23 protein-coding genes are annotated in these 26,692 nt (G+C 61.1%); 13 read left to right on the top strand and 10 right to left on the bottom strand.

Annotation, left to right across the window (positions count from 1 at the left end):
- The first annotated feature begins 20 nt into the window (after positions 1 to 20).
- The gene (locus RXV86_RS16425) at positions 21 to 227 is read left to right on the top strand and encodes a DUF378 domain-containing protein (RefSeq protein ID WP_316301342.1); all 207 of its coding nucleotides are present in this window, start codon (positions 21 to 23) and stop codon (positions 225 to 227) included.
- 62 nt (positions 228 to 289) lie between these two features.
- Here the strand turns inward: RXV86_RS16425 and RXV86_RS16420 are convergent, their stop codons facing one another.
- Positions 290 to 2,437 (bottom strand): malate synthase G, encoded by a 2,148-nt coding sequence (locus RXV86_RS16420; RefSeq protein WP_316301341.1) that lies wholly within the window; start codon positions 2,435 to 2,437, stop codon positions 290 to 292.
- Positions 2,438 to 2,639: 202 nt separating this feature from the next.
- Between RXV86_RS16420 and pepN the strand changes: the two genes are divergently transcribed.
- The 5 genes from pepN (at position 2,640) to RXV86_RS16395 (ending at position 7,821) form a co-directional block, all read left to right on the top strand.
- A complete protein-coding gene (gene pepN / locus RXV86_RS16415) occupies positions 2,640 to 5,216 on the top strand; it encodes an aminopeptidase N (RefSeq protein ID WP_316301340.1) in 2,577 nt (858 codons plus the stop codon).
- Between the two features lie 200 nt (positions 5,217 to 5,416).
- Complete coding sequence (locus RXV86_RS16410) at positions 5,417 to 6,037, top strand: dimethylsulfonioproprionate lyase family protein (RefSeq protein WP_316301339.1); 621 nt, start codon at positions 5,417 to 5,419, stop codon at positions 6,035 to 6,037.
- Between the two features lie 72 nt (positions 6,038 to 6,109).
- Positions 6,110 to 6,640, top strand: coding sequence for a hypothetical protein (locus RXV86_RS16405; protein WP_316301338.1), 531 nt, complete (start codon positions 6,110 to 6,112; stop codon positions 6,638 to 6,640).
- A 2-nt stretch (positions 6,641 to 6,642) separates the two neighbouring features.
- A complete protein-coding gene (locus RXV86_RS16400) occupies positions 6,643 to 7,380 on the top strand; it encodes an SDR family oxidoreductase (RefSeq protein WP_316301337.1) in 738 nt (245 codons plus the stop codon).
- Positions 7,381 to 7,389: 9 nt separating this feature from the next.
- Positions 7,390 to 7,821, top strand: coding sequence for a hypothetical protein (locus RXV86_RS16395; RefSeq protein ID WP_316301336.1), 432 nt, complete (start codon positions 7,390 to 7,392; stop codon positions 7,819 to 7,821).
- 231 nt (positions 7,822 to 8,052) lie between these two features.
- Here RXV86_RS16395 and RXV86_RS16390 read toward each other — a convergent pair whose 3' ends face one another.
- The 6 genes from RXV86_RS16390 to RXV86_RS16365 all read right to left on the bottom strand — a co-directional run bounded on the left by RXV86_RS16390 (position 8,053) and on the right by RXV86_RS16365 (position 12,874).
- A complete protein-coding gene (locus tag RXV86_RS16390; RefSeq protein WP_316301335.1) occupies positions 8,053 to 8,736 on the bottom strand; it encodes an ABC transporter ATP-binding protein in 684 nt (227 codons plus the stop codon).
- Positions 8,729 to 10,015, bottom strand: coding sequence for a lipoprotein-releasing ABC transporter permease subunit (locus RXV86_RS16385; RefSeq protein WP_316301334.1), 1,287 nt, complete (start codon positions 10,013 to 10,015; stop codon positions 8,729 to 8,731). The genes RXV86_RS16390 and RXV86_RS16385 overlap by 8 nt, the downstream gene beginning before the upstream one ends.
- Positions 10,016 to 10,063: 48 nt before the next feature.
- The gene (locus RXV86_RS16380; protein ID WP_316301333.1) at positions 10,064 to 10,585 is read right to left on the bottom strand and encodes a DUF2937 family protein; all 522 of its coding nucleotides are present in this window, start codon (positions 10,583 to 10,585) and stop codon (positions 10,064 to 10,066) included.
- Positions 10,586 to 10,674: 89 nt separating this feature from the next.
- Positions 10,675 to 10,848 (bottom strand): hypothetical protein, encoded by a 174-nt coding sequence (locus tag RXV86_RS16375; protein ID WP_316301332.1) that lies wholly within the window; start codon positions 10,846 to 10,848, stop codon positions 10,675 to 10,677.
- A gap of 68 nt (positions 10,849 to 10,916) precedes the next feature.
- A complete protein-coding gene (proS, locus tag RXV86_RS16370) occupies positions 10,917 to 12,269 on the bottom strand; it encodes a proline--tRNA ligase (RefSeq protein WP_316301331.1) in 1,353 nt (450 codons plus the stop codon).
- A gap of 353 nt (positions 12,270 to 12,622) precedes the next feature.
- A complete protein-coding gene (locus RXV86_RS16365) occupies positions 12,623 to 12,874 on the bottom strand; it encodes a hypothetical protein (protein WP_316301330.1) in 252 nt (83 codons plus the stop codon).
- A gap of 78 nt (positions 12,875 to 12,952) precedes the next feature.
- On the opposite strand from RXV86_RS16365, the gene RXV86_RS16360 reads away from it, so the two are divergent.
- Positions 12,953 to 13,813: a DMT family transporter gene (locus tag RXV86_RS16360; RefSeq protein WP_316301329.1), complete on the top strand. Its 861-nt coding sequence runs from the start codon at positions 12,953 to 12,955 to the stop codon at positions 13,811 to 13,813.
- 5 nt (positions 13,814 to 13,818) lie between these two features.
- Here the strand turns inward: RXV86_RS16360 and RXV86_RS16355 are convergent, their stop codons facing one another.
- Entirely contained in the window at positions 13,819 to 14,607 is a 789-nt protein-coding gene (locus RXV86_RS16355) for an autoinducer binding domain-containing protein (protein WP_316301328.1), read from the bottom strand.
- A gap of 192 nt (positions 14,608 to 14,799) precedes the next feature.
- On the opposite strand from RXV86_RS16355, the gene RXV86_RS16350 reads away from it, so the two are divergent.
- Together RXV86_RS16350 and RXV86_RS16345 are read left to right on the top strand one after the other, a co-directional pair.
- Entirely contained in the window at positions 14,800 to 15,885 is a 1,086-nt protein-coding gene (locus tag RXV86_RS16350) for an AI-2E family transporter (RefSeq protein ID WP_316301327.1), read from the top strand.
- Positions 15,885 to 16,559: a DnaA/Hda family protein gene (locus tag RXV86_RS16345; protein ID WP_316301326.1), complete on the top strand. Its 675-nt coding sequence runs from the start codon at positions 15,885 to 15,887 to the stop codon at positions 16,557 to 16,559. The genes RXV86_RS16350 and RXV86_RS16345 overlap by 1 nt, the downstream gene beginning before the upstream one ends.
- 9 nt (positions 16,560 to 16,568) lie before the next feature.
- On the opposite strand, the gene RXV86_RS16340 is transcribed toward RXV86_RS16345, so the two are convergent.
- Positions 16,569 to 17,003, bottom strand: a complete 435-nt coding sequence (locus RXV86_RS16340; protein ID WP_316301325.1) for a hypothetical protein — start codon at positions 17,001 to 17,003, stop codon at positions 16,569 to 16,571.
- 589 nt (positions 17,004 to 17,592) lie between these two features.
- Here RXV86_RS16340 and RXV86_RS16335 point away from each other — a divergent pair.
- The 3 genes from RXV86_RS16335 to RXV86_RS16325 all read left to right on the top strand — a co-directional run bounded on the left by RXV86_RS16335 (position 17,593) and on the right by RXV86_RS16325 (position 25,019).
- Positions 17,593 to 19,767 (top strand): RNA degradosome polyphosphate kinase, encoded by a 2,175-nt coding sequence (locus tag RXV86_RS16335; RefSeq protein ID WP_316301324.1) that lies wholly within the window; start codon positions 17,593 to 17,595, stop codon positions 19,765 to 19,767.
- A 636-nt stretch (positions 19,768 to 20,403) separates the two neighbouring features.
- Positions 20,404 to 23,355 (top strand): PIG-L family deacetylase, encoded by a 2,952-nt coding sequence (locus tag RXV86_RS16330; RefSeq protein WP_316301323.1) that lies wholly within the window; start codon positions 20,404 to 20,406, stop codon positions 23,353 to 23,355.
- A 107-nt stretch (positions 23,356 to 23,462) separates the two neighbouring features.
- Positions 23,463 to 25,019: a Ppx/GppA family phosphatase gene (locus tag RXV86_RS16325; RefSeq protein ID WP_316301322.1), complete on the top strand. Its 1,557-nt coding sequence runs from the start codon at positions 23,463 to 23,465 to the stop codon at positions 25,017 to 25,019.
- A gap of 96 nt (positions 25,020 to 25,115) precedes the next feature.
- Here RXV86_RS16325 and RXV86_RS16320 read toward each other — a convergent pair whose 3' ends face one another.
- Complete coding sequence (locus RXV86_RS16320) at positions 25,116 to 25,919, bottom strand: phosphotransferase (RefSeq protein WP_316301583.1); 804 nt, start codon at positions 25,917 to 25,919, stop codon at positions 25,116 to 25,118.
- Positions 25,920 to 26,469: 550 nt separating this feature from the next.
- Here RXV86_RS16320 and RXV86_RS16315 point away from each other — a divergent pair.
- Positions 26,470 to 26,676 carry a cold-shock protein gene (locus tag RXV86_RS16315; protein ID WP_316301321.1) on the top strand — a complete coding sequence of 69 codons (207 nt, stop codon included), beginning with the start codon at positions 26,470 to 26,472 and terminating at the stop codon, positions 26,674 to 26,676.
- Positions 26,677 to 26,692: the final 16 nt, after the last annotated feature.

Here is a 26,692-nt window from a genome sequence, read left to right as displayed (position 1 = left end):
CCCTTCAAAGGAGAAACACCATGCAATCGCTCAACATACTGACTTTCATTCTTCTGGTCATCGGCGGCCTCAACTGGGGCCTTGTCGGCGCGCTGAACTTTGACCTTGTCGCGGCGATCTTCGGCGACGGGACAGCTCTTGCCCGTATCGTCTACGGACTCGTCGTTCTGTCGGCAATTTATCAGATCGCGACGGCCCGCCGTCAAATCGAACCCTTGGCAGGTTAGTCCCCGGACCAACGAGGCTGAGAACGCGACAGGTCGGTCCGCCGTCCTGTCGTGTCGCAGGTTCAGCCCCGCATCGTCGCCTTCAACTCAAGACGCCGTGCGTGCAATACCGGTTCGGTGTAGCCAGACGGCTGCACCCGCCCCTTGAATACCAGATCGCAGGCCGCCTGGAACGCAATGCCGTCAAATCCCGGTGCCATCGGCCGATAGGTCGGATCACCCGCGTTCTGGCCGTCGACCACCGCCGCCATCTTGCGCATCGCCGCCATTACGTCCTGTGCGTCGACAACGTCATGATGCAGCCAATTCGCCAATGCCTGTGAACTGATCCGACAGGTCGCCCTATCTTCCATCAGTCCCACGTCATTGATATCGGGCACCTTGGAACACCCGACCCCGGCATCGATCCAACGCACCACGTATCCAAGGATACCCTGCGCGTTGTTTTCCACCTCGCGGCTAATCTGTTCTTTGCTCCAGCCACGGAACTGCGCCACCGGAATGGTTAGAAGGGCGTTTTTCGTCCCGCGCCTCTCCCCTTGGACCAGCTTGGCCTGAACTGCGCGCACGTCCACCTTGTGGTAATGTAACGCGTGCAAGGTCGCCGCCGTCGGGCTGGGCACCCAGGCACAGCTTGCCCCCGACTTGGGATGCTCGATCTTCTGTTCCAGCATCGCCGCCATCAAATCCGGCATCGCCCACATGCCCTTGCCGATCTGGGCCCGCCCCATCAATCCGCATTCCAACCCGATATCGACGTTGAGCTGCTCATAGGCCCCGATCCACGGCTTGCGCTTGATGAAATCCTTGCGGCTGAACGGTCCGGCTTCCATCGATGTGTGGATCTCGTCGCCCGTCCGGTCAAGAAAACCGGTGTTGATAAAAGCCACCCGGCTCTTGGCCGCCCGGATGCATTCTTTCAGGTTCACGGACGTGCGCCGCTCCTCGTCCATCACCCCGATCTTCACGCTGTGACGCGGCAGGCCCAGCATGTCCTCGACCCGGTCAAAAATCCGATCGGCAAAAGCCACCTCCTCCGGTCCGTGCATCTTGGGCTTCACCACGTAGACGCTGCCTTTCACCGAATTGCCGCTCTCGCGCTTCAGATCGTGCATCGAAATCAGCGTGGTGATCGCTGCATCCATCAATCCTTCGAAAACCGCGTTGCCGTCTCGATCCAAAATCGCCGGGTTGGTCATCAGGTGCCCGACATTGCGCACCCAGAGCAGTGCGCGCCCCTTCATGCGCCTCTCGCTTCCGTCTGGCGCGGTGAACACCCGATCCTCGGCCAGCCGCCGCGTAACCGTCTTGCCGCCCTTATCCAGCTTGGCCTCCAGATCGCCCTTCATCAGGCCAAGCCAGTTGGAATAGGCCAGAACCTTGTCCTCGGCATCGACACAGGCGACCGAGTCCTCGCAGTCCATGATGGCCGACATCGCGCTTTCCAGCCGAACATCGGCCAAGAGCGCCTGATCGCGCGACCCGATGGGATGCGCCCGGTCAAAGACCAGCTCGACATGCAACCCGTTATTGATCAGAAGAACGGAATCCGGTGCCCGAGGATCACCGATGTAACCTGAGAATTTCTCCGGTTGCACCAACGGATGATCATCCGCCAATAGCACCCCGTCCTTCACTCGGTAGCGCCGCACATCACAATGTGAGGTTCCTTCGATCGGAAATGTCTCGTCCAGAAACACCCGCGCCCGCGCTACGACGCGCGCGCCGCGGCCACGCTCGAACCCGCCGCTTGGTGGCAAACTTCCCATCGCATCTGTGCCGTACAGGCAATCATACAGCGATCCCCAGCGCGCGTTCGCCGCATTCAGCGCATACCGCGCATTTGTAATCGGCACGACAAGCTGCGGCCCCGGCACTTCGGCGATCTCGGGATCGACGTTGCTCGTGTCGATCTGGAAATCCTTTCCCTCGGGCAACAAGTAGCCGATGTCGCCCAAATACGCTTTGTACGCTTCGTGGTCATGCGGCTTGTCCCGGTTCTGGATATGCCACGCGTCGATCTTGCCCTGCATCTCTTCGCGGACATCCAACAGGCGTCGGTTCTCCGGGCCCAACTCGTGCAGGATGCTTGCAAAACCCGACCAGAATGCCTCGACTTCGACGCCGGTTCCGGGTAAGGCCCGCCCTTCGACGAAATCGACCAGTTCTCGAGCCACTCGCAGCCCGTATTTCTCCACCCGTTCGACCATGGCCCGCGCTCCTGTATGCCTCCGTATACTTGAACCCTGCCGAAAAAGCTTCCCATAGGCAACAACCCGGTTTCCCAGGAATGGCCAAATCACTCTTCGGCTTTTCCAGATAATCGCGTGAGCGGCCAAAACACCGGACCTGCCCCTTGCCACCCGCCCGCATCCGGTTACACCTATGATCTGTCAAAAAGGAGCACGACCCATGGCCGACGGTGAAACCATCTATCTCAAGGATTACAAACCCTTCGGTTGGATCATCGACGATGTGCACCTGACCTTCCGCCTGCACCCCACCGCCACCCGCGTGATCTCGCGCATTCGCTTCCGCCCTGACTATGACGTGCACGACCGCCCGTTCTTCCTGCACGGCGAAGGTCTCAAGACGATATCGATCAAGGTTGATGGTCACGAACCCAAAATCTACGAAGAACCCGGCGGGATCGAGGTTGATGTCCCCCACGCCCCCTTCAACTGGGAGTGTGAAGTCGAAATCAACCCACAGGACAACACGGCGCTCGAAGGGCTCTACATGTCAAACGGCATGTACTGCACCCAATGCGAGGCCGAGGGCTTTCGCAAGATCACCTGGTATCCCGACCGCCCCGATGTGATGGCACAATTCACCGTCCGGATTGAAAGCACGCAAGAGCACACCCCGGTGATGCTCTCAAATGGCAACGGCCTACTCTACCACACCGATCTGACCCAGGATCAGACCCCCAACTATACCATCTACCAGGACCCCTGGCCCAAACCGGCCTACCTCTTCGCCCTCGTCGCGGGCGATCTGATCGCACACGAGGACAAGTTCACCACCATGTCCGGCAAAGAGGTCGACCTCGCCATCTGGGTCCGCCCCGGCGACGAAGACAAATGCGCCTTCGGTATGGAGGCGCTGAAAAAATCAATGAAATGGGACGAGGACATCTATGGCCGCGAATACGACCTTGATGAATTCAACATTGTCGCAGTCGATGATTTCAACATGGGCGCGATGGAGAACAAGGGGCTGAACATCTTCAACTCCTCCTGCGTTCTGGCCAGCCCCGAAACCAGCACGGACATGAACTTCGAGCGCATCGAAGCGATCATCGCGCATGAATACTTCCACAACTGGACCGGCAATCGCATCACCTGCCGCGACTGGTTCCAGCTGTGCCTCAAAGAGGGTTTGACGGTCTTCCGTGATGCCCAGTTCACCGCCGACATGCGCAGCGCGCCCGTCAAACGGATCGACGACGTCATCGCCCTGCGTGGCCGCCAGTTCCGCGAAGACAACGGCCCGCTCGCCCACCCGGTGCGCCCTGACAGCTTTGTCGAAATCAACAACTTCTACACCGCCACCGTCTATGAAAAAGGTGCCGAGCTGATCGGCATGCTGAAAACGCTGGTGGGCGATGATGCCTACACCAAGGCGCTCGACCTCTATTTCGACCGCCACGACGGCGACGCCGCCACCATCGAAGACTGGCTCAAGGTGTTCGAAGACACCACCGGTCGCGATCTCAGCCAGTTCAAACGCTGGTACGAACAGGCCGGCACGCCCCGCTTGTCGGTAAAGGATGACTTCAACGACGGCAGCTATACCCTGACGTTCAAACAACAAACCCCGCCCACTCCGGGACAGGAAATGAAGGACCCCCGCGTCATTCCCATCGCCGTTGGCCTGCTCAACCCCAACGGCGACGAGGTGCAGGACACCACCGTGCTCGAAATGACCGAGGCTGAGCAAAGCTTCACATTCGAGGGTCTCGCCACCAAACCCGTGCCCTCGATCCTGCGCGATTTCTCCGCCCCGGTGATCCTTGAACAGGATACGGATACCGCCACCAACGCCTTCCTCTTGGCCAACGACACCGACCCGTTCAACCGTTGGCAGGCCGGTGACAACCTGGCCCTGGAAACCCTCCTGGCGATGATCCGCGACGGGGCCGCCCCGTCCTCGGCCTATCTCGATGCACTCCACACATTGCTGCGCGACGACACCCAGGACCCGGCGTTCCGCGCCCTCGCCCTTGGCCTGCCCTCGCAAGACGAACTGGCCCAGACCCTGTTCGACCAAGGCCAAACCCCCGATCCTGATGCGATCTACGAGGCACTCGAAACCCTCAAGCAGGTCCGGGCTGAGGCCTATCAGGACACCATCACCCGCCTGCACGCCCAATATCAGGTCACGGCCGCCTATGCGCCCAATGCCGAACAATCCGGCACCCGCTCGCTTGCCAATGCGGCCATGTCCATGCTCAACCGGCTCGACGGCGGCCACCTCGCGCAGGAACAGTTCGACCACGCCGACAACATGACTCAGCAACTCAGCGCCCTTGGCGCCCTCATCTCCGCGGGCAATGGCGCCGATGCGGTGACGCGGTTTTACGAGCAATGGCAACATGACCGGCTGGTGATCGACAAATGGTTCTCGGCCCAGATCATCCATGCTGCCCCTTCGGACGCCGCGACGATCGCCGCGCGCCTGACCGAACACCCGGACTTCACCATCAAGAACCCCAACCGTTTCCGCGCCACGCTCGGCGCGCTGACGATGAGCGGCGCAGGCTTCCACCAGAGGTCCGGTGCAGGTTACCAGCTTCTGGCCGACAACCTGATTGCGCTCGATCCGCTGAATCCCCAGACCACCGCCCGGATGTGCACCGCCTTCGAGTCCTGGAAACGCTATGACACCACCCGCCAGGACCTGATCAAGGCCCAACTGGAACGCATCCTCGCCACCCCGGACCTATCCCGCGACAGCACCGAAATGCTCACCCGTATCCTGGGATGAGAGCACCGCTCGCCTTGCCCTGACAGGCCGTCTCGCGAGACTCGCACGTCCGGGCGAGGCAAGCCGCCCGGACCAAAACCGACCAAACCACGTCGCAATCAAGCCGCCTGATCGCGACTAACCCATGCCGCAACCCGGCGCGCATATACTTGTCGAATCCGGCCAAATGACCCGATCAACCCCTGTTCGGTGCTCGGCCCATGTCCCATCCTACACCCCACAAACTCAGCTCACTGATGATGTTCCTCGCCGGCCTATACGCGGGCGAACACCGCAAGGGCGCACACGATGCGTCCTGCGCCCTGATCAAGGCCGCCACCACCCCCATGCCCTTGCCTCTCAACGACATGCCGCAACTGGCCCTCGATGCGCTCGCCATCGACGCCCACCCGGGTCACGAGGTCATTGCCCGTGCCCTGCCCCATCTACACTGGACCGATGCCTCCGGCGCCATCGCCGGACTGAAACCCGACTGGGCCGCGGGTATGCTGGTGAATGAACTGATCGGCCCCACCGGCCAGTTTTACCATCCAACCGTGCGCGTCGGTCTTTATGTCCAGCAAGCCGGTTTTCACTACGGGCTGCGCACCCACCCAGCCGAGGAAACCTATATCCTGCTGGGGGGCCGCTCGCTCTGGGGCACAGGCGACGACGCCCCGGTACAACGCCACACCGGCGAGATCATTCACCATCCCTCAGTGATCCCGCACCAGACCCTGACCCGTGACGCCCCGCTTATCGCGACGTGGCGCTGGTCCGGTGACATCGCCTATGATGGCTATGCCATGGTGGATTCTGTGGCCGAAACCGCGACGCATTAACACCGAACCGCTTGCCCCAGCGCTTGCTGCCGCCTAACCTCCGGCTGCACAAAGGTTCACAAAGGTTGTTCCATGCCAGTTCTGCTTGCCATTGTCGGCGCCATCACCGCCGTTCTCTACTTTGTCATCAGGGCGCGCAACGCCGCCGACGCCGCGGGCGACCTGATCGACATGGCCAATGACGTGCGCCTGGCTGCGCGCCGCTTCGGATTTCGCCGCAACGCCGACATCCACCCGGCAGAATCGATTGAAGAGCCTTCGATTGCCATCGCCGGAATCGCCTCGGCGTTTCTCGAGCTTGATGACCTGCCCACCTCGGAACAGCGCAGCGCGCTGACGCGGTCCATGGGAAAGACGTTGAACCTGTCGAAACAGGACGCCGATGAACTCGCCATCCTGGGGCGGTGGATGGCGTCGGAATGTGGCTCGCCCGACGCCGCCATCTCGCGGCTCTCGCGCAAACTTGTACGGATGGCCGGGCAGGACGTCTTCACCCCGCTCTTGTCGATCGTGAACGCCACCCTGACAGCCAGTTCCACCTCGCTCAACACCCAGCAGAAAGAGGCGCTCGACGATGTCAAACGCGCCTTCCGGATTACCTGAACATGCCTCACAACACGCTTCTCATCACCGGTGGATCAAACGGCATCGGCGCCGCCTGCGCCCGCCTCGGCGCGGCCCAAGGCCGCGACGTCATCCTGACCTACCATTCCGACGAAGCCGCCGCTCGCGCTGTTGCCACCGACATCGAAGCGGCAGGTCAGACCGCGCAGGTTGTGCAATGCGATGTCGCCGAGCCGACTTCGATCGAAGCGCTCTTTGCCGGGATCAACCCGGCCACGCCGATCGACCTGATCAACAACGCCGGGATCGTGGCACCCACGGCCTCGATCAACGATCTCGATGCCGAGCGCCTGACACGCATCTTTGCCATCAATGTCGTCGGGGCCATTCTCGTGGCCAAACACGCCGTTGCCCATATGCGCGCCGCGCCGGCCAAGGGCCATATCGTCAACATCTCTTCGGCGGCGGCAAGGCTGGGTTCGGCCAATCTCTATATTGATTATGCCGCTTCGAAGGGCGCCATCGATACCTTCACCAAGGGGCTCGCCGATGAGCTTGCGCCCGAAGGTATTCGCGTCAACGCCATCCGCCCAGGCCTGATCCTGACTGACATCCACACCAAGGGGGGCGAACCCGACCGGGCCAAGCGGCTGGGCGGCACCGTCCCCATCGGCCGCCCCGGCAGCGCCGAGGAAGTGGCCGAGGCGGTACTGTGGCTTTTGTCCGATGCCGCCTCCTACGTCACCGGCGCTCATCTCGACGTATCGGGCGGACGCTAGGGTCAGAGAATGATCGACTATCAGTTCGAAAACCAAGGCCGCTCGCGCCGCGCCGCCGTCGTCCTGTCCCTGATCTGGGGCGCGCTGCTCTTGGGTCTTTGGATCATCGATCTCTCACCCTATATCGCGGCGGCGGTGTTTGCATTCACCTTGCCTGCCCTGTGGGAGTTCATCGCCAACCCGCGCTCGACCCTGTCCCTTGGCGAGCGCCACATCACATGGCAAAGCCTGCGCAGTGGCGACACGGTACCCTTCAACCTGATCGACCGGGTACGGTTCGACACGCGGCTCGACCTGTCGGTGCGCATCACCCTGATCCTTGTCGACAGCCGCAAGTTACGCTTGCCCCATGCCTGTGTGCCGCCACATGAACGGTTCGAAGAGGAACTCAAAGCCCGCGGTATCCGCACCGAACGGCATCATTTCTCACTGATCGGATAAACTGAGAGGTTTTGTGCCGTCGCCGGGTGCCTCGTTTCGCTCGACCTGCATGGAATCTGGTAGCGCGCGCTTTCGCGCGGCGGGGCGGCAAATGCAGCATTGCGATTGCCTGCAACGCACCCGACGGATCGTTTGTGTTTGAGTATTCTCCCAAGAAAGAGACCCAGCCCATTCTCGTACTTGGACCAATTGCTCATTTCAACAGGGTGGATTTGGCTAAGACCGCACCACCTAGCCGGCCACGAGCGTCCCATTGTCCAAGCGCAAAATCCGGTCCATCCGGGCGGCCAGCGCCATATTGTGGGTGGCGATCAGTGCCGACAGACCGGTACCACGCGCCAGTTCGATCAGGGTCTCGAACACCGTTTCCGACGTGGCCGGGTCCAGGTTGCCGGTGGGCTCGTCCGCAAGCAGAAGCCGCGGCCCGTTGGCCAGCGCCCGGCAGAACGCCACCCGCTGCTGTTCGCCGCCGGACATCGCTGCGGGCCGGTGATCGGCGCGATCGCCCACGTCGACCCGCGCCAGCAGGTCGGCAGCGCGAAGATTGGCCTCGGCCCGCGCGGTCCCGTTGGCCAGTTGCGGCAGCACAACATTCTCCAACGCCGTGAACTCGGGCAGCAGGTGGTGAAACTGATAGACGAACCCGACCTCCTGCCGCCGCGCCGCCGTGCGACGGCGATCGCTGAGGCCCACCATCTCCTGCCCGGAGATCTTCACCGATCCTGTGTCGGCCACGTCCAACAGCCCGGCAATGTGCAACAGCGTCGATTTGCCGGCACCGCTCGGCGCCACCAGCGCGACGATCTCACCCTCCCGCACCGTCAGGTCGACGCCTGACAGCACTTCGACCGCGCCAGGCTTGCCCTTGTTGTATGTCTTGGCGACGCCCGCCAGCTCCAGCACCGGATCACTCATAGCGCAGCGCCTCCACCGGGTTCATCCGGGCCGCACGCCGGGCCGGGAATATGGTAACGATAAAGCTAAGCCCTAACGATAGGGCTACGGCGGAAAGCACGTCTTCCAAGACCAGTTTTGCCGGTAGGAAGGAAATGCCGCGATGCTCCGGGTTCCAGACGCCACCACCAGAAAGCCAATCAACGACCGCAAAGATCGGATCGATATAGATGGCAAAGAGACAGCCCAAAAGAACGCCGAACGCCGTGCCGATCACCCCGGTAAACGCGCCGCAGATGAAGAACACCCTGAGCACCGAGCCTTCGGTCAGGCCCATGGTCCGCAAGATGCCAATGTCGCGCCCCTTGTTCTTGACCAGCATGATCAGCCCCGAGGTGATGTTCATCGCCGCGATCAGCACCAGGATCGACAGGATCACGAACATCACGTTGTCCTCGATATCCAGCGCCTTGAGAAACGACCCGGACGCATCCCGCCAGGTCCACAGAAGCGTGCGCTCGCCACCGGCCCGGATCAGATCCACCGCCAGCATGTCGACATTCTCAGGCTCGGCCACCATGACCTCAAGCTCATCGGCCACACCCTCGCGGTTGAAGAACGACTGTGCCTCGGCAAAGGGCATGTAGACCCGTGTGCGATCGATGTCGTAACGCCCGGCGGTGAAAACGTAAGTCACCTCATAGGCCTTGACCCGGGGGCTGGTGCCAAAGGCGGTCTTGATTCCGTTGGGGCTGATGATCTTGATCTTTTCGCCCGCGGCCACGCCCAGTTCCCGTGCCACTCCCGATCCGATGGCAATCCCATGGGTGAACCGGTTGATGTCGCCGTAGGCCTCCTGCGGGTTGGCGACACGCGGGATGGTTTTGAGGTTTTCCTCTGTGATACCGAAGACTTCGACGCCGGCGTTGCGACCGCGTGCGTTGGCCATCACCTGACCCTTGATCAGCGGTGCCGCCCGGATCACTCCTTCGACCGCACGCACCCTCTCGGCCATGGCTTCGTAGTCAGCGATGGTCCGGTCCAGCCTGCCATTCGCCTCCACCTCGGCGGAATTATAGACCGTCACGTGGGCATTGGCGCCCAGGATCGTGTCAACGAATTCGGCCCGGAACCCCGAACGCACGGCCAGCGTAATGATCAGCGCCGCCACCGCCAGCGTGATGCCGATCAACGAAATCCAGGTCATCACGCTGACGCCGCCCTCGGCGCGGCGGGCGCGCAGGTATCGCCAGGCGATCATGAACTCGAAACGGGAAAACGGGGGGGTGCTGCCTGCCATAAAAGGTCTCTTGTCGTTGTTGCCGCGCAACTTGCGCCGCGCGCCGGCTCAGGTCAAGCGATTGGCCTCGGCCTGTGTGGGTTTCCGCCGCCCGAACAGCCGCCGCAAAAGCGCGAAAACCCCGCCCAGTGCAAGGATTCCGCCCAGAAACCCGATCCCGGCAAAACTCGCGCCTTCAAAGGTCAGCGGCATCGCCGGTTTGAACGCAGTCCAGGCATTGGTGGCAATCTCGGTGTCGGTCAGCCGCGTGGCGCGATAGGCGCGGGTGAATGGCCCCGCCGCCTGCAACGCCTGCAAATCCGCGCTCAGCCGCGCATGGCGCGCCAGTGTTGCGCCCACAGTCCCGGCCCGTTCGGCTCCCATCGCGCCGCCCGCTGCCAAATCCTGCAACGCGGCTTCCCGGCTCAGGTTCAGCCTGGCGGCATCGGCGTCAAACTCCTCGACAAAGCGGCTCAGTTCATCCACCGCCCCGCCCAGGCGCTGAACATATTGCTGGGAAAACTCGGGAAACTGCGACATCCCCGCCGCCCCGGCCAAGCCGCCCGCCAATGTGATCGTTCTGAGAAGCATCTGCCCTGCCTCTTGGTTTTGGCAGGCAGTGTAGGGCGGGCGTTTCTTTACGTCCAGATCAGTCTCCTAAGAAACGCGTCTGCAACCTCCTATCGCAACACCACTTTTCCCTTTTTGGTGATGACAATCGCCCCGGTCGGAATTCGGTTTTTCACCGCCCAGTCATGCCAAGCCATCTCGATCCGTTGTATCATCTTGGCATCATTGGCGTATCCGGGTGAAACACCCGCCAACATCAGCGCTATAACTACAATCCATCGCATCCCGACATCTCCCAACTTTCCGTCAGGTTATCTCGGGCATTTATTAAAAGAAACAGCGGTTCGCGGTTTCACAATCCCCGAACCCGGTGCCCTGCGTAAATCTCGACCAGCCGCTTCACCGCCTCTTCCGGCGCCAACTCTTCGCTTTCCCCGGTCCGGCGCGAGGTCAGCTCGACCACACCGTTCTTCAGCCCGCGCGGCCCGACGGTGATGCGCCAGGGCAGCCCGATCAGGTCCATGGTGGCGAACTTGCCGCCGGCACGTTCCTTGCGGTCGTCATAAAGCGGTTCCAGCCCCGCCGCTTCCATCGCCGCATAGATCGCTTCACAGGCCGCGTCAGCCTCATCGTCGCCCTGTTTCAGGTTGACGATCCCGGCGTGGAACGGGGTCACGCCCTCGGGCCAGATGATGCCATTGTCGTCATGGCTGGCCTCGATGATCGCCCCCAGAAGGCGCGACACCCCGATCCCGTGGCTGCCCATATGAACCTCGACCGGTTTTCCATCCGGCCCCTGCACCGTCGCGCCCAACGGCTCCGAATACTTGGTGCCGAAATAGAAGATCTGCCCCACCTCGATACCGCGCGCCACCCGGCGGCGCTCTTCCGGGATCTCGTTGAACAGCGCCTCGTCATGGGTCTCATCCGTACGCGCATATTTCGAGGTGAACTCTTCCATCACCCCGGCACATTGCTCGTGACTGGCGTAATCAATGTCACGGTCGCCAAAGGTCAGGTCGGTCACCGCGCTGTCATAGAACACCTCGGATTCACCCGTCTCGGCCAGCACCAGGAACTCATGCGTATCATCGCCGCCAATCGGGCCGGAATCCGCCCGCATCGGGATCGCCTGCAGCCCCATCCGCTCGTAGGTGCGCAGATAGCTCACCAGGTGGCGGTTATAGGCATGCAGCGCGTCTTCCTTGGTCAGGTCGAAATTATAGCCGTCCTTCATATAGAACTCGCGGCCGCGCATCACGCCGAACCGTGGCCGGATTTCATCGCGGAACTTCCACTGGATCTGGTACATGGTCAGCGGTAGATCCTTGTAGGATGACACGTTGCCGCGGAAAATGTCGGTGATCAATTCCTCGGCGGTGGGCGTAAACAGCATGTCACGCCCATGCCGGTCCTTCACCCGCAGCATTTCCTCGCCATAATCGTCATATCGCCCACTTTCGCGCCACAAATCGGCCGATTGGATGGTCGGCATCTGCATCGGCAAATGGCCCGCGCGCATCTGTTCCTCGTGCACGATATTCTCGATTTTGCGCAGCACCTTGAACCCCAGCGGCAGCCAGGAATAGATGCCCGAGCTGGCCTGCTTGATCATCCCGGCCCGCAACATCAACCGATGGCTGACGATCTGGGCCTCGGCAGGGTTTTCTTTCAGAACGGGCAGGAAATAGCGGGTCAGGCGCATGTCTTCGATTCTCGCATCACTTAGGGTGCGCCCGGTTTATGGGCTATGTGCACGCCAAGCAAGCCCGCGCTGTCAGCCCGCTGAACCCCAAAACAAAACGCGCCGCCGCCGCAATGGGGATGGCAGCGGCGGCGCCATCTGCCTGAGGCAGCCCGAGGCGACCAACCCGAAGCTGCGGCAGCGGCTCCTGAAGGGCTCAGCCTTCCCCGGGTCCACACTCACGAACAACCCGGACCCGGCGTGACACCCCACACTCACGGAACAGCTTGACCTTGCGCCGTTACCTGCATTTCCGGAACTGCGGAAATCCGCACGCATGACGCTTCGGCCGCCATCAGCAGGACAACCGCCCCCTACTCCTCGGTCAGCAAGTGGCTGTCTTCCGCACTCAGGTCCAGCCCATAGGCCACCCGCATCTGCTCGATGAAACTCAATGTCTCGGTCGCAAAGACCGGCTTCCCTTCGAAACTGTGCAGCACGATCCCCTCGATCAGATCGCCCAGCCCGATTTCCTTGTGCGCCGCCAGCGCCTTGAGCACCTGCAACACGCGTTTTTCAATTCGCACCCCAGTCTGTACTCGCTCCACATTTCTGGCTTGCGTCACTTCACCCCTCCTCTATTTGCACTTTACATTTACAGTTACCATGGTACCAAATTACCAGGCAACCTTCAAGGACCTCTGATGACCAACAATTCCAGGGCTATTCTCTGGGCGCTTGCGGCCACCGCGCTGTTTGCCATCGTTGCGGCAATGGCGAAATTTGCCGTGCGCGACTACCACGTGTTGCAAATCCTGTTCTTCCGCCAGGTCGCGGTCTTTCTGTCCTCGCTGCCCGCGATTTCGCGCGGCTTTCCCGATAGCCTGCGTACCCGTCACCCTCTGCTGCACGGGGTTAGGCTGGTCGGCGCCTTCACGGCATTGTCCTGCGGCATCTGGGCAGTTGCGGTGCTGCCGCTCACCACGGCCACCACGCTGGGTTTTGCCCAGGTCTTCTTCACCGCATTGCTGGCCCTGTGGTTCCTGAACGAGCCGATAGGCCGCCACCGCCTCACCGCCATTGCGGTTGGTTTTTTCGGCGTCGTGATCGTGATGCGTCCCGGTGCGACCGGTCTTTTCGACCTCCATGCGCTGATCCCGCTCCTGGGCGCGTTTGGTGCCGCCATGGCCGTCACCTCGGTGCGCCGCCTATCACAAACCGACAGCACGGCAACGCTGCTGGTCTACCAATCGCTCTTTGTCGGTTTGCTGGCTGGCATTCCACTCCTATGGCTCTGGGTAACACCAGACGTCTTCGGATTCCTGTTTCTTGCCGCCATGGGCATGCTGGCAACGCTCGGCCAATGGATCGGCGTGAAGGCACTGCGCCTGGGCGAGGCCAGCGTCATCGGCAATATCGAATATACCAAGCTGATCCATGCGGCGCTTCTGGGCTTCGTGATTTTCGGGGAAATCCCCGACGCCTACACCCTGCTGGGCGCAGCCATCATCATCGGCGCCGCGCTCTACATCTTCCAACGCGAAACCCGTCAGCGCGGGGGGTGAACGGTCTATGGCTTGTGCGGCTCACTGCGCTGGAACAGCTGGTTCAGGAACGTCACCTTGGCCACCGCCTGGGCCGTTGTCTCGACATCCAGGTTGTCACGCAGCTTGCGCAGGTGTTTGTCCACGGCGCTCAGCGACAGATCGGTCAGCACACAGACATCCTGCAGGCTCTTGCCATCGGCAATCCACTCAAGGATCTCGCGCTGCCTTTCGGTCAACTTGGCGCCAGGCACCGGCATCTGGCTCAGCTTCAGGTTTGCCGCCAGGCACACCGCCTCGATCATCTCGCCATCGCGAGCCCAGAGCGCATCCACATCCGCCTGGCTCGTGCCGGCGCGCGCGTGCAGGCCCAGCACCCCCTTTTCGCGTTTCGAGCTTTCGGGGAAAGAAATCGAATAGCCGATCCAGCCGCCCCATGCCTCGGTCTGACGCTGCGCCTCTTCCTCTTGCGGGCTCAGCCGCCCCGCCGCCATCTCGTCATGGGCCCAACCCCAGGACACCGATCCCACATGTTCCCCCAGCCAGCGGAAAATCGCAGTCTTGGCGAAAAACCCGGTATCGAAATACTCCTGCGCAACATCATGCGGCAAGGTCGTCAAATACAGGATGTCATCCTGCGAGCCGATATTGTCGCCCACCCGAAACCGCGTCACCCCGTAGTTCACCTGGTCGAACCCCCAGCGCGCCATCGCGTCACAAAAGAATTGCCATGCCTCCTGCAACGTGCCCGCCCGGGCAATCCGGGCCACGTCCAGCAGAGCCACCTTGGCATCGGGCGTATTCGTGCCCGTCAAACTCAAATCCTGATCTCGCATAATACTCAGGCCTAACCCCTTGCCCCCCGGCCTGTCGAGTCCGTGTAACCTGTAATTTCTGTCAGTGCATTGTTTGCGTTCACGTTTGAACCTCCCCAGACCTTCCTCGATTCAACACTTGAATTGCCGGGACGCAGCGGCGACATATACCTGCAACAAGAAGGTGAGTTCATGGCACTGCCAGTCGGCACACAAATGAGATACTGGGGCCTCGTAACCGTCGTCCTGGTGTTGGCGCTGTGGTACCTGGGCGACGTGATCCTGCCCTTCGTTCTTGGCGGCGCCGTGGCCTATTTCCTCGACCCCGTCGCCGACCGGCTCGAGGACATGGGCGCCTCGCGCGCCGTGGCAACGCTGATCATCTCGATCTTTGCCGTCGTGGCTTTTGTCGTCATGGCGCTTCTGATCATTCCGATGCTGATCGAACAGGCCATCGCGCTGTTCAATACTGCACCGCAGCTGGCCCGCGATCTTCAGACCTTCCTGACCGATCGTTTCCCCGAGCTAATGGATGCCGACAGCACTCTGCGCCGCTCGCTCACTTCCGTCGGCGAAAAGGTCCAGGAACGCGGCGGCCAACTCTTGGAAGCGGTTCTCAGCTCTGCCTATTCGATCATCAACATCGCGCTTTTGTTCGTGATCGTACCGGTGGTGGCGATCTACCTGCTCTATGACTGGGACCGCATGATCGCCGCGGTCGACGAGATGCTGCCGCGCGACCACGCGCCGGTGATCCGCAAACTGGCGGGCGAGATCGACAACACGTTGGCCTCGTTCATCCGTGGCATGGGGACGGTCTGCCTCATCCTTGGCACCTATTACGCCGTGGCGTTGATGCTCGTCGGGCTGCAATTCGGCCTCGTCGTCGGGTTTGTCGCCGGTGCCCTCACCTTCATCCCTTATGTCGGGGCCATCCTCGGCGGGGTGCTCGCCATTGGCCTCGGCCTGTTCCAGTTCTGGGGAGACTGGCTTTCGCTCGGTCTTGTCGCCGGGATTTTCGTTCTGGGCCAAGTGATCGAGGGTAACCTTCTTACCCCCAAACTGGTCGGCTCATCCGTCGGCCTGCACCCGGTCTGGCTTATCTTCGCGCTGTCGGTTTTCGGCTCGCTCTTCGGCTTTGTCGGGATGCTGGTGGCCGTGCCGCTGGCGGCCTCGCTGGGTGTGCTTGCACGCTTTTTCACCGATCGCTACCGCGACAGCCGCCTTTATCGCGGGCTGGCGGACCAGGACGACAGCCAAGAGGCCAACGCCGAGTAATGTCGCATCAGCTTGCATTTGACCTGCCCGCCATCGAAGCGCTGGGCCGCGAGGATTTCTTTGTCTCGCCCGCCAATGCCCATGCGGTGGCGATGGTCGAAAACTGGCAAAGCTGGCCTTCGCGCAAACTTGCCCTGGTCGGGCCATCAGGAGCCGGCAAGACCCATCTCGCTCATGTCTGGGCCGCCCAATCGGGCGCCCAGATCGTCCAGGCCACCGCCCTGCCCCGGCTCGACATCCCAACGCTGGCGCAAGCCAATGTCGCAATCGAAGACGTGCCGATGATCGCTGGCAACGCCGAGGCTGAAGTCGCGCTGTTCCACCTCCACAACCTTGCCTTGGCCGAGGGCCACTCGATTTTGATGACGGCCCATCTGCCCCCGTCCCGCTGGGGCTTGATCCTGCCCGATCTCACCAGCCGGGTCGAAGGCACAGCCAACGTGATCGTCGAAAGCCCCGATGACGAACTTCTCATGGCGGTGCTGATGAAGCTGTTCTCCGACCGGCAGCTTTCGCCCACACCGGACACCATCCCCTACCTGACCCGTCGCATCGATCGCAGCTTCGACATGGCCCGCCAAGTGGTTGCGGCCCTCGATCACGCTGCCCTGTCACAGGGACGCGAGGTCAACCGCAAACTGGCGGGCGAGGTGCTGGACGGGGTTATGCGATAACAGCTTTGCCTAGCGGCACTCCACAATCACATCGACGGCGCTGAGTGGCTTATCAAGACCGGCACCGACGTGGATCTCATTTCGCCCCGGCCTGAACGTCTCGTAGTAGGCCACCGGCCCGCCTGCGGGTTGAACATCGAACGATCCGTCAATCGACCCGCCCAGCTTGTCGGACAGCGCCTGATAACGCACCGTCCCCGAAATCACGTTAGCGATCAGAATCGTCGCCAAACCGCTTCCGGTTTTCGGCACTTTCAGCTCGTAATCCGCAATAACTCCACTGCCCTCGGCCCGGAAGACCTTCGCCCCGCGCCCCTGCTTGACCAGTTCGAACCGGACATCCAGCCGCTCCGACACCGCTTCGGCGCTACAGGTGCTCATATCGGGTGCGACCGCCAGAAAGGCCCCCAAGGCCCCCTGGTGCAATCCGCTATCCGTTGTCATTCCAGGCGACGTGCAGGCCGCGAGAAACCCTGCAACCACAAGACCCAATTTGCCATTTCTAAGCATCTTGCCCTCCAATCGCGCCAGCCCCAGCCGCAATAAGTAAGAGTCACACCAGCACCCGCAGCTGGTGGCTGGCTTCACGCCGATTTTACAAAACCGATCAGCGCACAACCTTACGAGAGATCAATCCGCTCGCCCGTTTCAGGTTTGCCATCGCCAAACCGCTCAATCCTTTGGCACCAAACAGCTTGTTCGCACCGAAAAAGCAGCAACCCACACGCCGCCGTGCAGTTGCAGCATTCAACCCTTCCCATTTTTGCCGCAGCGCAGCAATCTCGACTCACACCGACGCTTTCCTCTTCCTCCTCCCTGAGGCAGCGCCGGAAAGACGGATGCGGCCCGCGTCCTCCTTCCTAACCGGTCGCATCGAAAAAAGTCCAACGGGGCGTGGCTGGGTACCTGTCCTTCCCAGCCACCTCTCGTTTGGCCATGCCGATCCGCGCCATCTGGACATCCTCGCCCAACGGGCGCATTATCCCGCTTCGCCTTCATTATCCTGTTACATGCCTGCCGGAACAAACCCGCCATGACGCACGCCGATTTTCTTGAAAACCCGCTTCCCGAACCGGTCACTCTGCCAGATTTCGACCCGACCACCCCGGCCCGGTTCTACAATCGCGAACTTTCCTGGCTGGGCTTCAACTGGCGAGTGCTGGAAGAGGCCGAAAACCCGCGCGTGCCGCTCTTGGAACGGCTGCGGTTCCTGTCGATTTCGGCAACCAACCTCGATGAATTCTACACCGTCCGCGTCGCTGGCCTGCGCGAACTTACCCGCGAAGGCGTCACCACTCCTGCCGCCGACGGCCTCAGCCCGGCCGAACAACTAAAACTGATCCACGCCGAGGCCCGCCGCCTGATGGCGCATCAGCAGGACACGTTCGACCACCTGACCACGGAAATGCAACAGGCTGGCATTTCCCTTTGCCTGCGCGACACGCTGACCGACGCTGACCGCACCCACCTGCGCGACGTCTTCCTGGCCCAGGTTTTCCCGGTACTTTCGCCGCTGGCCATCGACCCGGCCCACCCGTTCCCCTTCATTCCCAACACCGGCTTTGCCCTTGCCCTGCAATTACAGCGCAAATCCGACAAGCGCCCGCTTCAGGCGCTACTGCCGATCCCGCATCAAATCGACCGGTTCGTTCCCCTGCCCACTACGGACGGCACCCACAGGTTCCTGCCGCTCGAAGACCTTCTCTTGGAACATATTTCCTCGCTCTTCCCCGGCTACGCGCTCAAGGGTCATTGCGCATTCCGGGTGCTGCGTGACAGCGACCTCGAAGTCGAGGACGAGGCCGAAGACCTGGTCCGCGAGTTCGAAACCGCCCTCAAACGCCGCAAGCGCGGCGAGGTGGTTCGGATGAAGATCTCTGCCGACGCCCCCGCCAGCCTGCTGTCGATGATCCGGCGCGAACTGCACGTCACCGACGACGAGATTGTCGAAATCGACGGCCTGATTGGCATGGCGGATCTGGGCGAGCTGGTGTTGGATGACCGCCCCGACCTGCTCTGGCCTTCCTTCACCCCGCGCATCCCCGAACGGGTGACTGATTTCGATGGCGATCTCTTCGCCGCGATCCGGCAAAAGGACATGCTGCTGCACCACCCCTACGAAACCTTTGACATGGTGGTGCGGTTCCTCGAACAGGCCGCTCGGGACCCCAATGTGGTGGCGATCAAGCAGACGCTCTATCGCACGTCGCACAACTCGCCCATCGTCTCAGCGCTGTGCGAGGCGGCCGAGGACGGCAAATCCGTCACCGCGCTGGTCGAACTCAAGGCCCGCTTCGATGAAGCCGCGAATATCCGCCAATCCCGCCGGTTGGAACGGTCCGGCGCGCATGTGGTCTATGGATTTCTCGACCTCAAGACCCATGCCAAGATTTCCACCGTGGTGCGGCGCGAGGGTGACCGGCTGGTGACCTATACCCACTATGGCACCGGCAACTATCACCCCATTACGGCGCGCATCTATACCGACTTGTCGTTGTTCACCTGCGATGCAGCCCTTGGCCGCGACGCCACCAAGGTGTTCAACTATCTCTCGGGTTACGCCCAGCCCGAGGCGCTTGAAAACCTCTCAATCTCACCGCTCTCGCTCAAGCCCAAGCTTCTGGAAATGATCGAGGGTGAGATTGCCCATGCCAAAGCAGGCAGACCGGCAGAAATCTGGGCTAAGATGAACTCGTTGATCGACTCCGAGGTGATCGACGCGCTCTACGCCGCCTCTCAGGCCGGGGTCAAGATCAGCCTCGTGATCCGTGGCATCTGTGGGCTTCGCCCCGGCATCAAGGACCTGTCCGACAATATACGCGTGAAGTCCATCGTCGGGCGGTTCCTCGAACACTCCCGCATCGTCTGTTTCGGAAACGGCAAGGGTCTGCCGCACAAAAAGGCGCGGGTCTTTATTTCTTCGGCCGACTGGATGGGCCGCAATCTCAACCGCCGGGTCGAAACCCTGGTCGAGATCACCAACGCCACGGTCAAGGCCCAGATCACCGATCAGATCATGGCTGCCAACATGGCCGACATTGCCCAAAGCTGGGTCATGTCGCCCGATGGACGCTTTTCCCGCGCGCCACTGCCCGACGGCAAATTCGCCTTCAACTGCCACCGTTTCTTCATGGAAAACCCCTCGCTTTCCGGCCGGGGCAGCGCCGGGGCCGCAGATGTACCGAAATTGACCCATAGCGAAGACTAGCGCCCGTCCTCAAGGGTCAGGCAAGCTGGGCCTGCATCGGGCCTAGATCAGGTATTGAGAAAATGAAGCCGCCGACCCGCTGGGTGACGAACCGACTTTTCAGCAAAGCACTTTTCCCGGCCTCATCCAATGGACTTCAATGTGCCCCGTGACGTCGAACAATCGACGTCACGGGGGCCGGCCTGGACAGTGTGTCCAATTTATTGATTCGCGCCGGTTAGCCACACATTGAGCGCCAAATCGCGGCCCCGCGCAGGGCGGATCTTACGTCGTCGTTGGCGGCCTACATTTGGAACATATCCGCATAACCATCTGAACAGACATATGAAACTCAGCGTTTCCATGATTTGGAAACACTGAGTTTCCAAAATGGAAACAGAAAAACCCACCACATAAGTCACATCCTGCGATAGCCTTACCCAAGGTCATCTTGATCGACCACTGGGGCTGAAGAACAACAGGCACGGCGCGTGCGCACAAAGCTGCGACCTGTCACGTGATACCGTCCCGGACAATTATTCTATTGCCAATTCCGGCGCCGTTTTTTGCAGTGGCTTAACCGAGTTTTCCATCTGGCTGTCTCTCTCTGCGCGACGGCGCTTCGAACAAAAAGGCATTTAACCCAAGGGACTCACAATGCCCCCTTTTGACCCGGGCCAACCGCTGGGCGACATAGAAGACATCACCGGCGCATTCGAAATCGTGCTGGTTGCCCGGTTTGATGACCTTATGTCAGGCAGCTGGCAGCGCCTGTTCGATGTCGGCAATGGCGCCAACGCAAACAACATTCTTCTCAGCCAATATGAAAACACCAATGACCTGATCTTTCAGATCTACCAGGACGGGGTCTCGCATTGGGTGATCGCCCCCGACGCCATCGTAGAAGGCGAGGTCGCGACCTGGACCGTTGGTATCGATGCCACAGGGCAGATGTATATCGAAAAGAACGGCACGCTTCTGGCCACGGCCCAGGGTGTCGTGCCCGACGCCACGCTCCGGACCAACGAATTGATTGGACAGTCCAACTGGGCCGAGGATGCGCCGCTTGACGGTGCGGTTCTGGGCCTCGACGTGACAAATGCCGGAGATGCGGTCGATGGCGGGCTGCTGAACAACCCCACTGCCCTGACCGGGGCCTTCACCATCAACCTGCAAGCAAGGTTCGACAATCTCTCCGGTGCCGACCAAACGCTTGTGGCCTTTTCCGATGCCGCCGGTACCAACGGCGTGACCCTTGGCCAATACGGCCAGAGCAACGACCTGTTGTTCGAAATCGTTCAGGATGGCGTCACCCATCAACTGGTGATCCCGGGCGCGCTAACCGAAGGGACGCTGGGCCACTGGTCGGCAGGTATTGATGACGACGGGTTGATGTGGGTCGAGCACAACGGTGTCCGCCTGGGCGAACTTCAGGCCGACCCGCCTTCTGATGCGCTCATGGACCCCGTCGCGGTCGGGGCGGCCACCGCCTCGGGCACGGATGCGCTGGACGGGGTTGTGCTGGGGCTTGAAACCATCAGCGGCGATCCGGTCACGGGCCCGACCGATCCCACAGACCCCACCGACCCGACAGACCCAACTGATCCCACAGACCCGACAGACCCGACGGAACCAACTGACCCGACACCACCCGACACCTCCGGCGAGTTGCCCCAAATCACCGGCGCCTTCGCGGTCGACGTCGCAGTGCGCTTCGACGATGTCATGGGCGGTTATTGGCAGCGGGTGTTCGACTTCGGCGACGGTCCGGCCACCAACAACATCCTCTTTGGTCAGATCGAAAATACCACCGACATCATGCTCGAGGTGTGGCAGGATGGCACCGCCTATCGGGTGATCGCCGAAAATGCCATCGTTGAAGACGAGGTCGCCACCTGGACCGCGGGCGTCGACGACACCGGCCTGATGTATATTGAAAAGGACGGGGTGCGCCTTGCCGAAGCCCAGGGCGTCGTGCCCGCTGACGAGCCTCGGGAAAACATGCTGGTCGGATCGTCGAACTGGGCAGAAGACACGCCCCTGATCGGTGAGGTGATCGACATCACCGTCGCCGAGGACACCACTTCACCAACTGATCCCACAGACCCAACTGATCCCACAGACCCGACAGACCCGACTGATCCAACTGACCCGACAGACCCGACGGAACCAACTGACCCGACACCACCCGACACCTCCGGCGAGTTGCCCCAAATCACCGGCGCCTTCGCGGTCGACGTCGCAGTGCGCTTCGACGATGTCATGGGCGGTTATTGGCAGCGGGTGTTCGACTTCGGCGACGGTCCGGCCACCAACAACATCCTCTTTGGTCAGATCGAAAATACCACCGACATCATGCTCGAGGTGTGGCAGGATGGCACCGCCTATCGGGTGATCGCCGAAAATGCCATCGTTGAAGGCGAGGTCGCCACCTGGACCGCGGGCGTCGACGACACCGGCCTGATGTATATTGAAAAGGACGGGGTGCGCCTTGCCGAAGCCCAGGGCGTCGTGCCCGCTGACGAGCCTCGGGAAAACATGCTGGTCGGATCGTCGAACTGGGCAGAAGACACGCCCCTGATCGGTGAGGTGATCGACATCACCGTCGCCGAGGACACCACTTCACCAACTGATCCCACAGACCCAACTGATCCCACAGACCCGACAGACCCGACTGACCCGACCGACCCCACCGGGCCAACGGACCCAACCGATCCGGCCACCGAGGGCGGTGACATGATCATCGTCGCTCATCCTGACGACGACCTCCTATTCATCAACCCCACCATTGATTACGCCATCGACGGCGACACACCCGTCACCACGGTTTACCTGACCTCGGGTGATGCAGGACAGGATCCGGAGTATTGGCAGGACCGCGAGGATGGCATCCGCGCGGCCTACTCCTACATGGCTGGCGCAGACGACTGGGTGAATGAAACCGTCAGCGTCACCTATGGTGATACCGTCTACGAGATCGCCAGTTCCTACCTCGCCTCGCAACCCGACATCCGCCTCTATTTCCTGCGCCTGCCTGATGGGTTCAGCACCGGGTCGGGCACCGATTCCCAGGACTTCCAGAGCCTCGAACAGTTGTGGAATGGTACGCTGAACACGATCAACACCATCGACGGAAGCGCCAGCTACAGCGCTGAACAGCTGACCGGCGTGATCGGTGCCTTGATGGAACAACACCAACCCGATCACATCCATCTTCAGGATCACACCAGCGAGATCGAGCATTCCGATCACGTTCACACCACCCAATTCGCCACCGCCGCGCTTCAAGCCTATGACGCCTCCTTCACCGTCACCCACTATGTCGGCTACGAAAGCTGGGGACTCGAGGAAAATCTGACGCCCGAGGAAACCGCCACCGTAGGCCAAAGCTTTGCTGAATATGCCGCCTACGACCCCGAGGTCTGGTTCGGAGACGGCACTTATGGCGAGGCCTATATCGAATGGCTGCTACGGGAATATGTCGCCGAGGAATACACCGTCTCGGCCGATGCATCTGCTGCCTTCTATGCCAGCATCTCGGTCCCGCTCACTGACGAGCCGGACAGCTCCGCCGGAACGGCGGAGGACGCTGAAATCCTGCTGATCTGAAACAGGGTCGGCGGGCATAACCGTGCCGCAATTTCACGCTGTGCCAAACCACCCGTTGACCCGCCCCGCCCGGACCTGCCATAACCGGGTAAGCAACGCGCGCATACATGCCCGGGGATGACATGGACGGCGAAAATCCTGCCAATTCAAGCGATTGGGGCCATTTTGGCCGCCCACTATTCGATGACCCTTCTTCCCGCGCCCTGTCGCGTGTCGGCGTGGTCGATGTCGGCTCGAACTCGGTTCGACTGGTGGTGTTTGACGGTGCCGCCCGTAGCCCGGCCTACTTCTTCAACGAAAAAATCATGTGTGCCCTAGGTGATGGAATTGCCGAAACCGGCCGCCTGAACCCCCAGGGCCGGGTTCGCGCCCTTGCCGCCATCCGCCGGTTCCAGCGCCTGGCCGAAGGCATGAACACCGGCCCCCTGACCGCCGTCGCCACCGCCGCCGTGCGCGATGCCGAGGATGGCCGTGAATTCCGTGACCTGGTCGAATCCGAAACCGGATTGAAACTCCACGTCATCGACGGGTTGGAAGAGGCGCGCCTCTCGGCCCAGGGCGTTCTCTTGGGCTGGCCCGGCGCCTATGGGTTGATCTGCGACATCGGCGGCGCTTCGATGGAACTGGCCGAAATCAACCATGGCGAGGTTGGCAAACGCGTCACCTCACGCCTCGGCCCGCTGCAACTCAGAAACATTAAGGGCGGCAAGAAGGGCCGCAAGGCGCATATCAAATCGGTCATGGCCGACCTCTACGCCGCGATGGGCGAACAGCACAACCGCCTGTTCCTCGTTGGCGGCTCGTGGCGGGCGATTGCCAAGATCGACATGGACCGGCGCGGTTATCCGCTGCACGTGCTGCACGAATACCGGATGAGTCGAAAAGCGGTGTTCGCCACCGCCAAATACATCCTCGAACAGGATGCCGACGCCCTGCGCACCCGCTGCGGTATCTCCTCGACCCGTATGGCGCTGGTGCCGGTCGCCATCGAGGTGTTGAAAGAGGTGATCAAGACCTTCGGTCCGCGCGACATTGCTGTCAGCTCCTACGGCATCCGCGAGGGCATGCTATATGAACAGATGCCGCAAAGATTGCGCGACCGCGATCCGCTGATCGAGGCCTGTTATTTCGGCGAGGCCAAGGATGCGCGCTTGCCCGGCTTTGGCCGCACGCTTTATGATTTCATCCAGCCGCTGTTCAAGAACGCGCCGCAGGAACGCCGCCGCCTGATCAAGGCCGCCTGCCTGCTGCATGACGTGACTTGGCGGGCGCATCCCGACTACCGCGCCGAACTCTGTTTCGACAACGCCACCCGCGCCAACCTGGGCGGGTTGAAACACTCTGAACGCATCTTCCTCGGGCTTGCGCTGATGCACCGCTATTCCAATACCCGCAAGGGTTCGCGGTTCGAACCCCTGTTCGACTTGATCCCGGAAAACGACCAGAAGATCGCCGAAGTCATCGGCAAGGCCATGCGCTTCGGCGCCATGCTCTGGCTGAAGACGGACGCCGAACTGGGCAAGTTGAAACTCTATCCGAAGAAAAAGGTCCTCGAACTTACCCTCTCCGCCGACGCCGCCCCCCTCTTCGGCGAAGTCGCCGAAGCGCGGTTCCAGTCGCTGGCCGATGCTCTGGCGGCGAAGCCCCTGGTGAACGGCGCATAGGATGGCATTTCAATCAGCCGACGCGGCGATCGGCTTTGCGGACCGAACCGACCTGTCTCAGGCTGAGCGACGAAGGCGCATCATCGGTCAATGCAGTCACCCGCGTTTCAAACGCCGGATTTCAAGTTCAGCACCGGTTTTGTAATCGGGCTCCCCCTGGGCGTGCTGCCACAGACAATAGATCGCCATTCGCCAGTGATACACAGGAGCCATTTTCCGGTAGCGGTCGATGGTGGTTCTGTCGCCATATGCCAGTAGAAACGCCTCCTCCTGAGATCGGCTCAGGGGCGCATTGCCATAAGCATATTGCATCGCAGGCGACAGAAACACCGCCAGATCATCGCATGGGTCCCCTATCGCCGGACATTGCCAGTCAATTAGCGTGAGGCCGTCTTTCCCCTCCACGAGATTGCCCGGGACAGGATCGCCATGCAGGAATGCACACGCGCCGGCAGTGACGTCAGGGGCTTGCGGCTCCAATTCGCGCAGACGGTCGCCCAGCGATCCAATTTCGTCCAACATGCCCTTGGCTTGTGAAAGCAGCTTTAAGGGTCCCATTGGGCCACGTGGCAGTTTTTGTGGTGCAGGTTCGTCATGCAATCGTTTGAGCAGCCTGCCAGCTTTAGCTATGTCGCCGCGCCAAGGTACGCCTTCAACGAAATAATAAATCAGGCTTTGCCCGGCTTCCCCGTCAGAGGTGGCAACAGGTTCCGGGGCGATGCCCGTCCCGGTCAAGGTCTGCAAAGCCAGCGCTTCAGCCTTCGCATCGTTGACGAACAAGGGCGTATCACGCCCTTCCTTATACAGCTTGCAAACAAGTGACCGTCCAGCGGTATCAACCCGCCATATCAAGTTGGTTCGCCCCCCGTCGAGAGGAGACCAAACCGCTCCAGGCTCTATGACACCTTTTTCGGCCCAAAGCGCTTTGAGGGCCTCGGGAGGGTCGCCGATGAAATACAGGGAAGAGTCGTTCAGGATATTGGCTTTCGGCTACATTCGGGATCGGCGCACGCTATTCCGGGCGGCGCGGGATAACAAGTTCGGGACGATCAAAAGCCAATCTCGCGAACAAAACCAATCCCTATGGCGGGTCGGCTGGCCTGTTTCATTCACACTTCAAACCGGACAAATACATGAATTTGCATTCCCATGCGGTTATGGCCAGTAACTGCCGCAACAACACTGGTCATCAAGGGCTCAAAGCGGGCATCCGGCACAAGGGAATCGCTTCACCCATTGATAACCGGCCCCGCACAAGCTCACGCGGAAACCGGCCCATCCCCCCGTGTTTCAAAACTTTTCCTTGCTTATTTGTCGCACCGCCCCCATATGACTCGCGCGACGTTACCACTATCGACCTACTGCTCCTCTATCGGCCCAGTCACTCGATCTTGCACTGACTACGCCGACCTGCCGCATTCCGTGGGCAGCTAAAATAGGAGAAACGACGATGGCTAATGGCACCGTCAAATGGTTCAACACCACCAAAGGTTATGGCTTCATTGCCCCCGAAGATGGCGGGCGCGACGTATTCGTGCACATCTCTGCCGTTGAACGCTCGGGCCTCACCGGCCTGGCCGACAACCAGAAAGTCACCTTCGACATCGAGCCCGGCCGTGACGGCCGCGAAGCCGCGGTGAACATCGCCCTGGCCTGAGGCCACAGCGATATCG

This window comes from Aliisedimentitalea sp. MJ-SS2 (genome assembly GCF_032586155.1).
Lineage (GTDB): Bacteria > Pseudomonadota > Alphaproteobacteria > Rhodobacterales > Rhodobacteraceae > JAWHTC01.
This window is presented reverse-complemented; position numbering and strand designations above follow the sequence as displayed.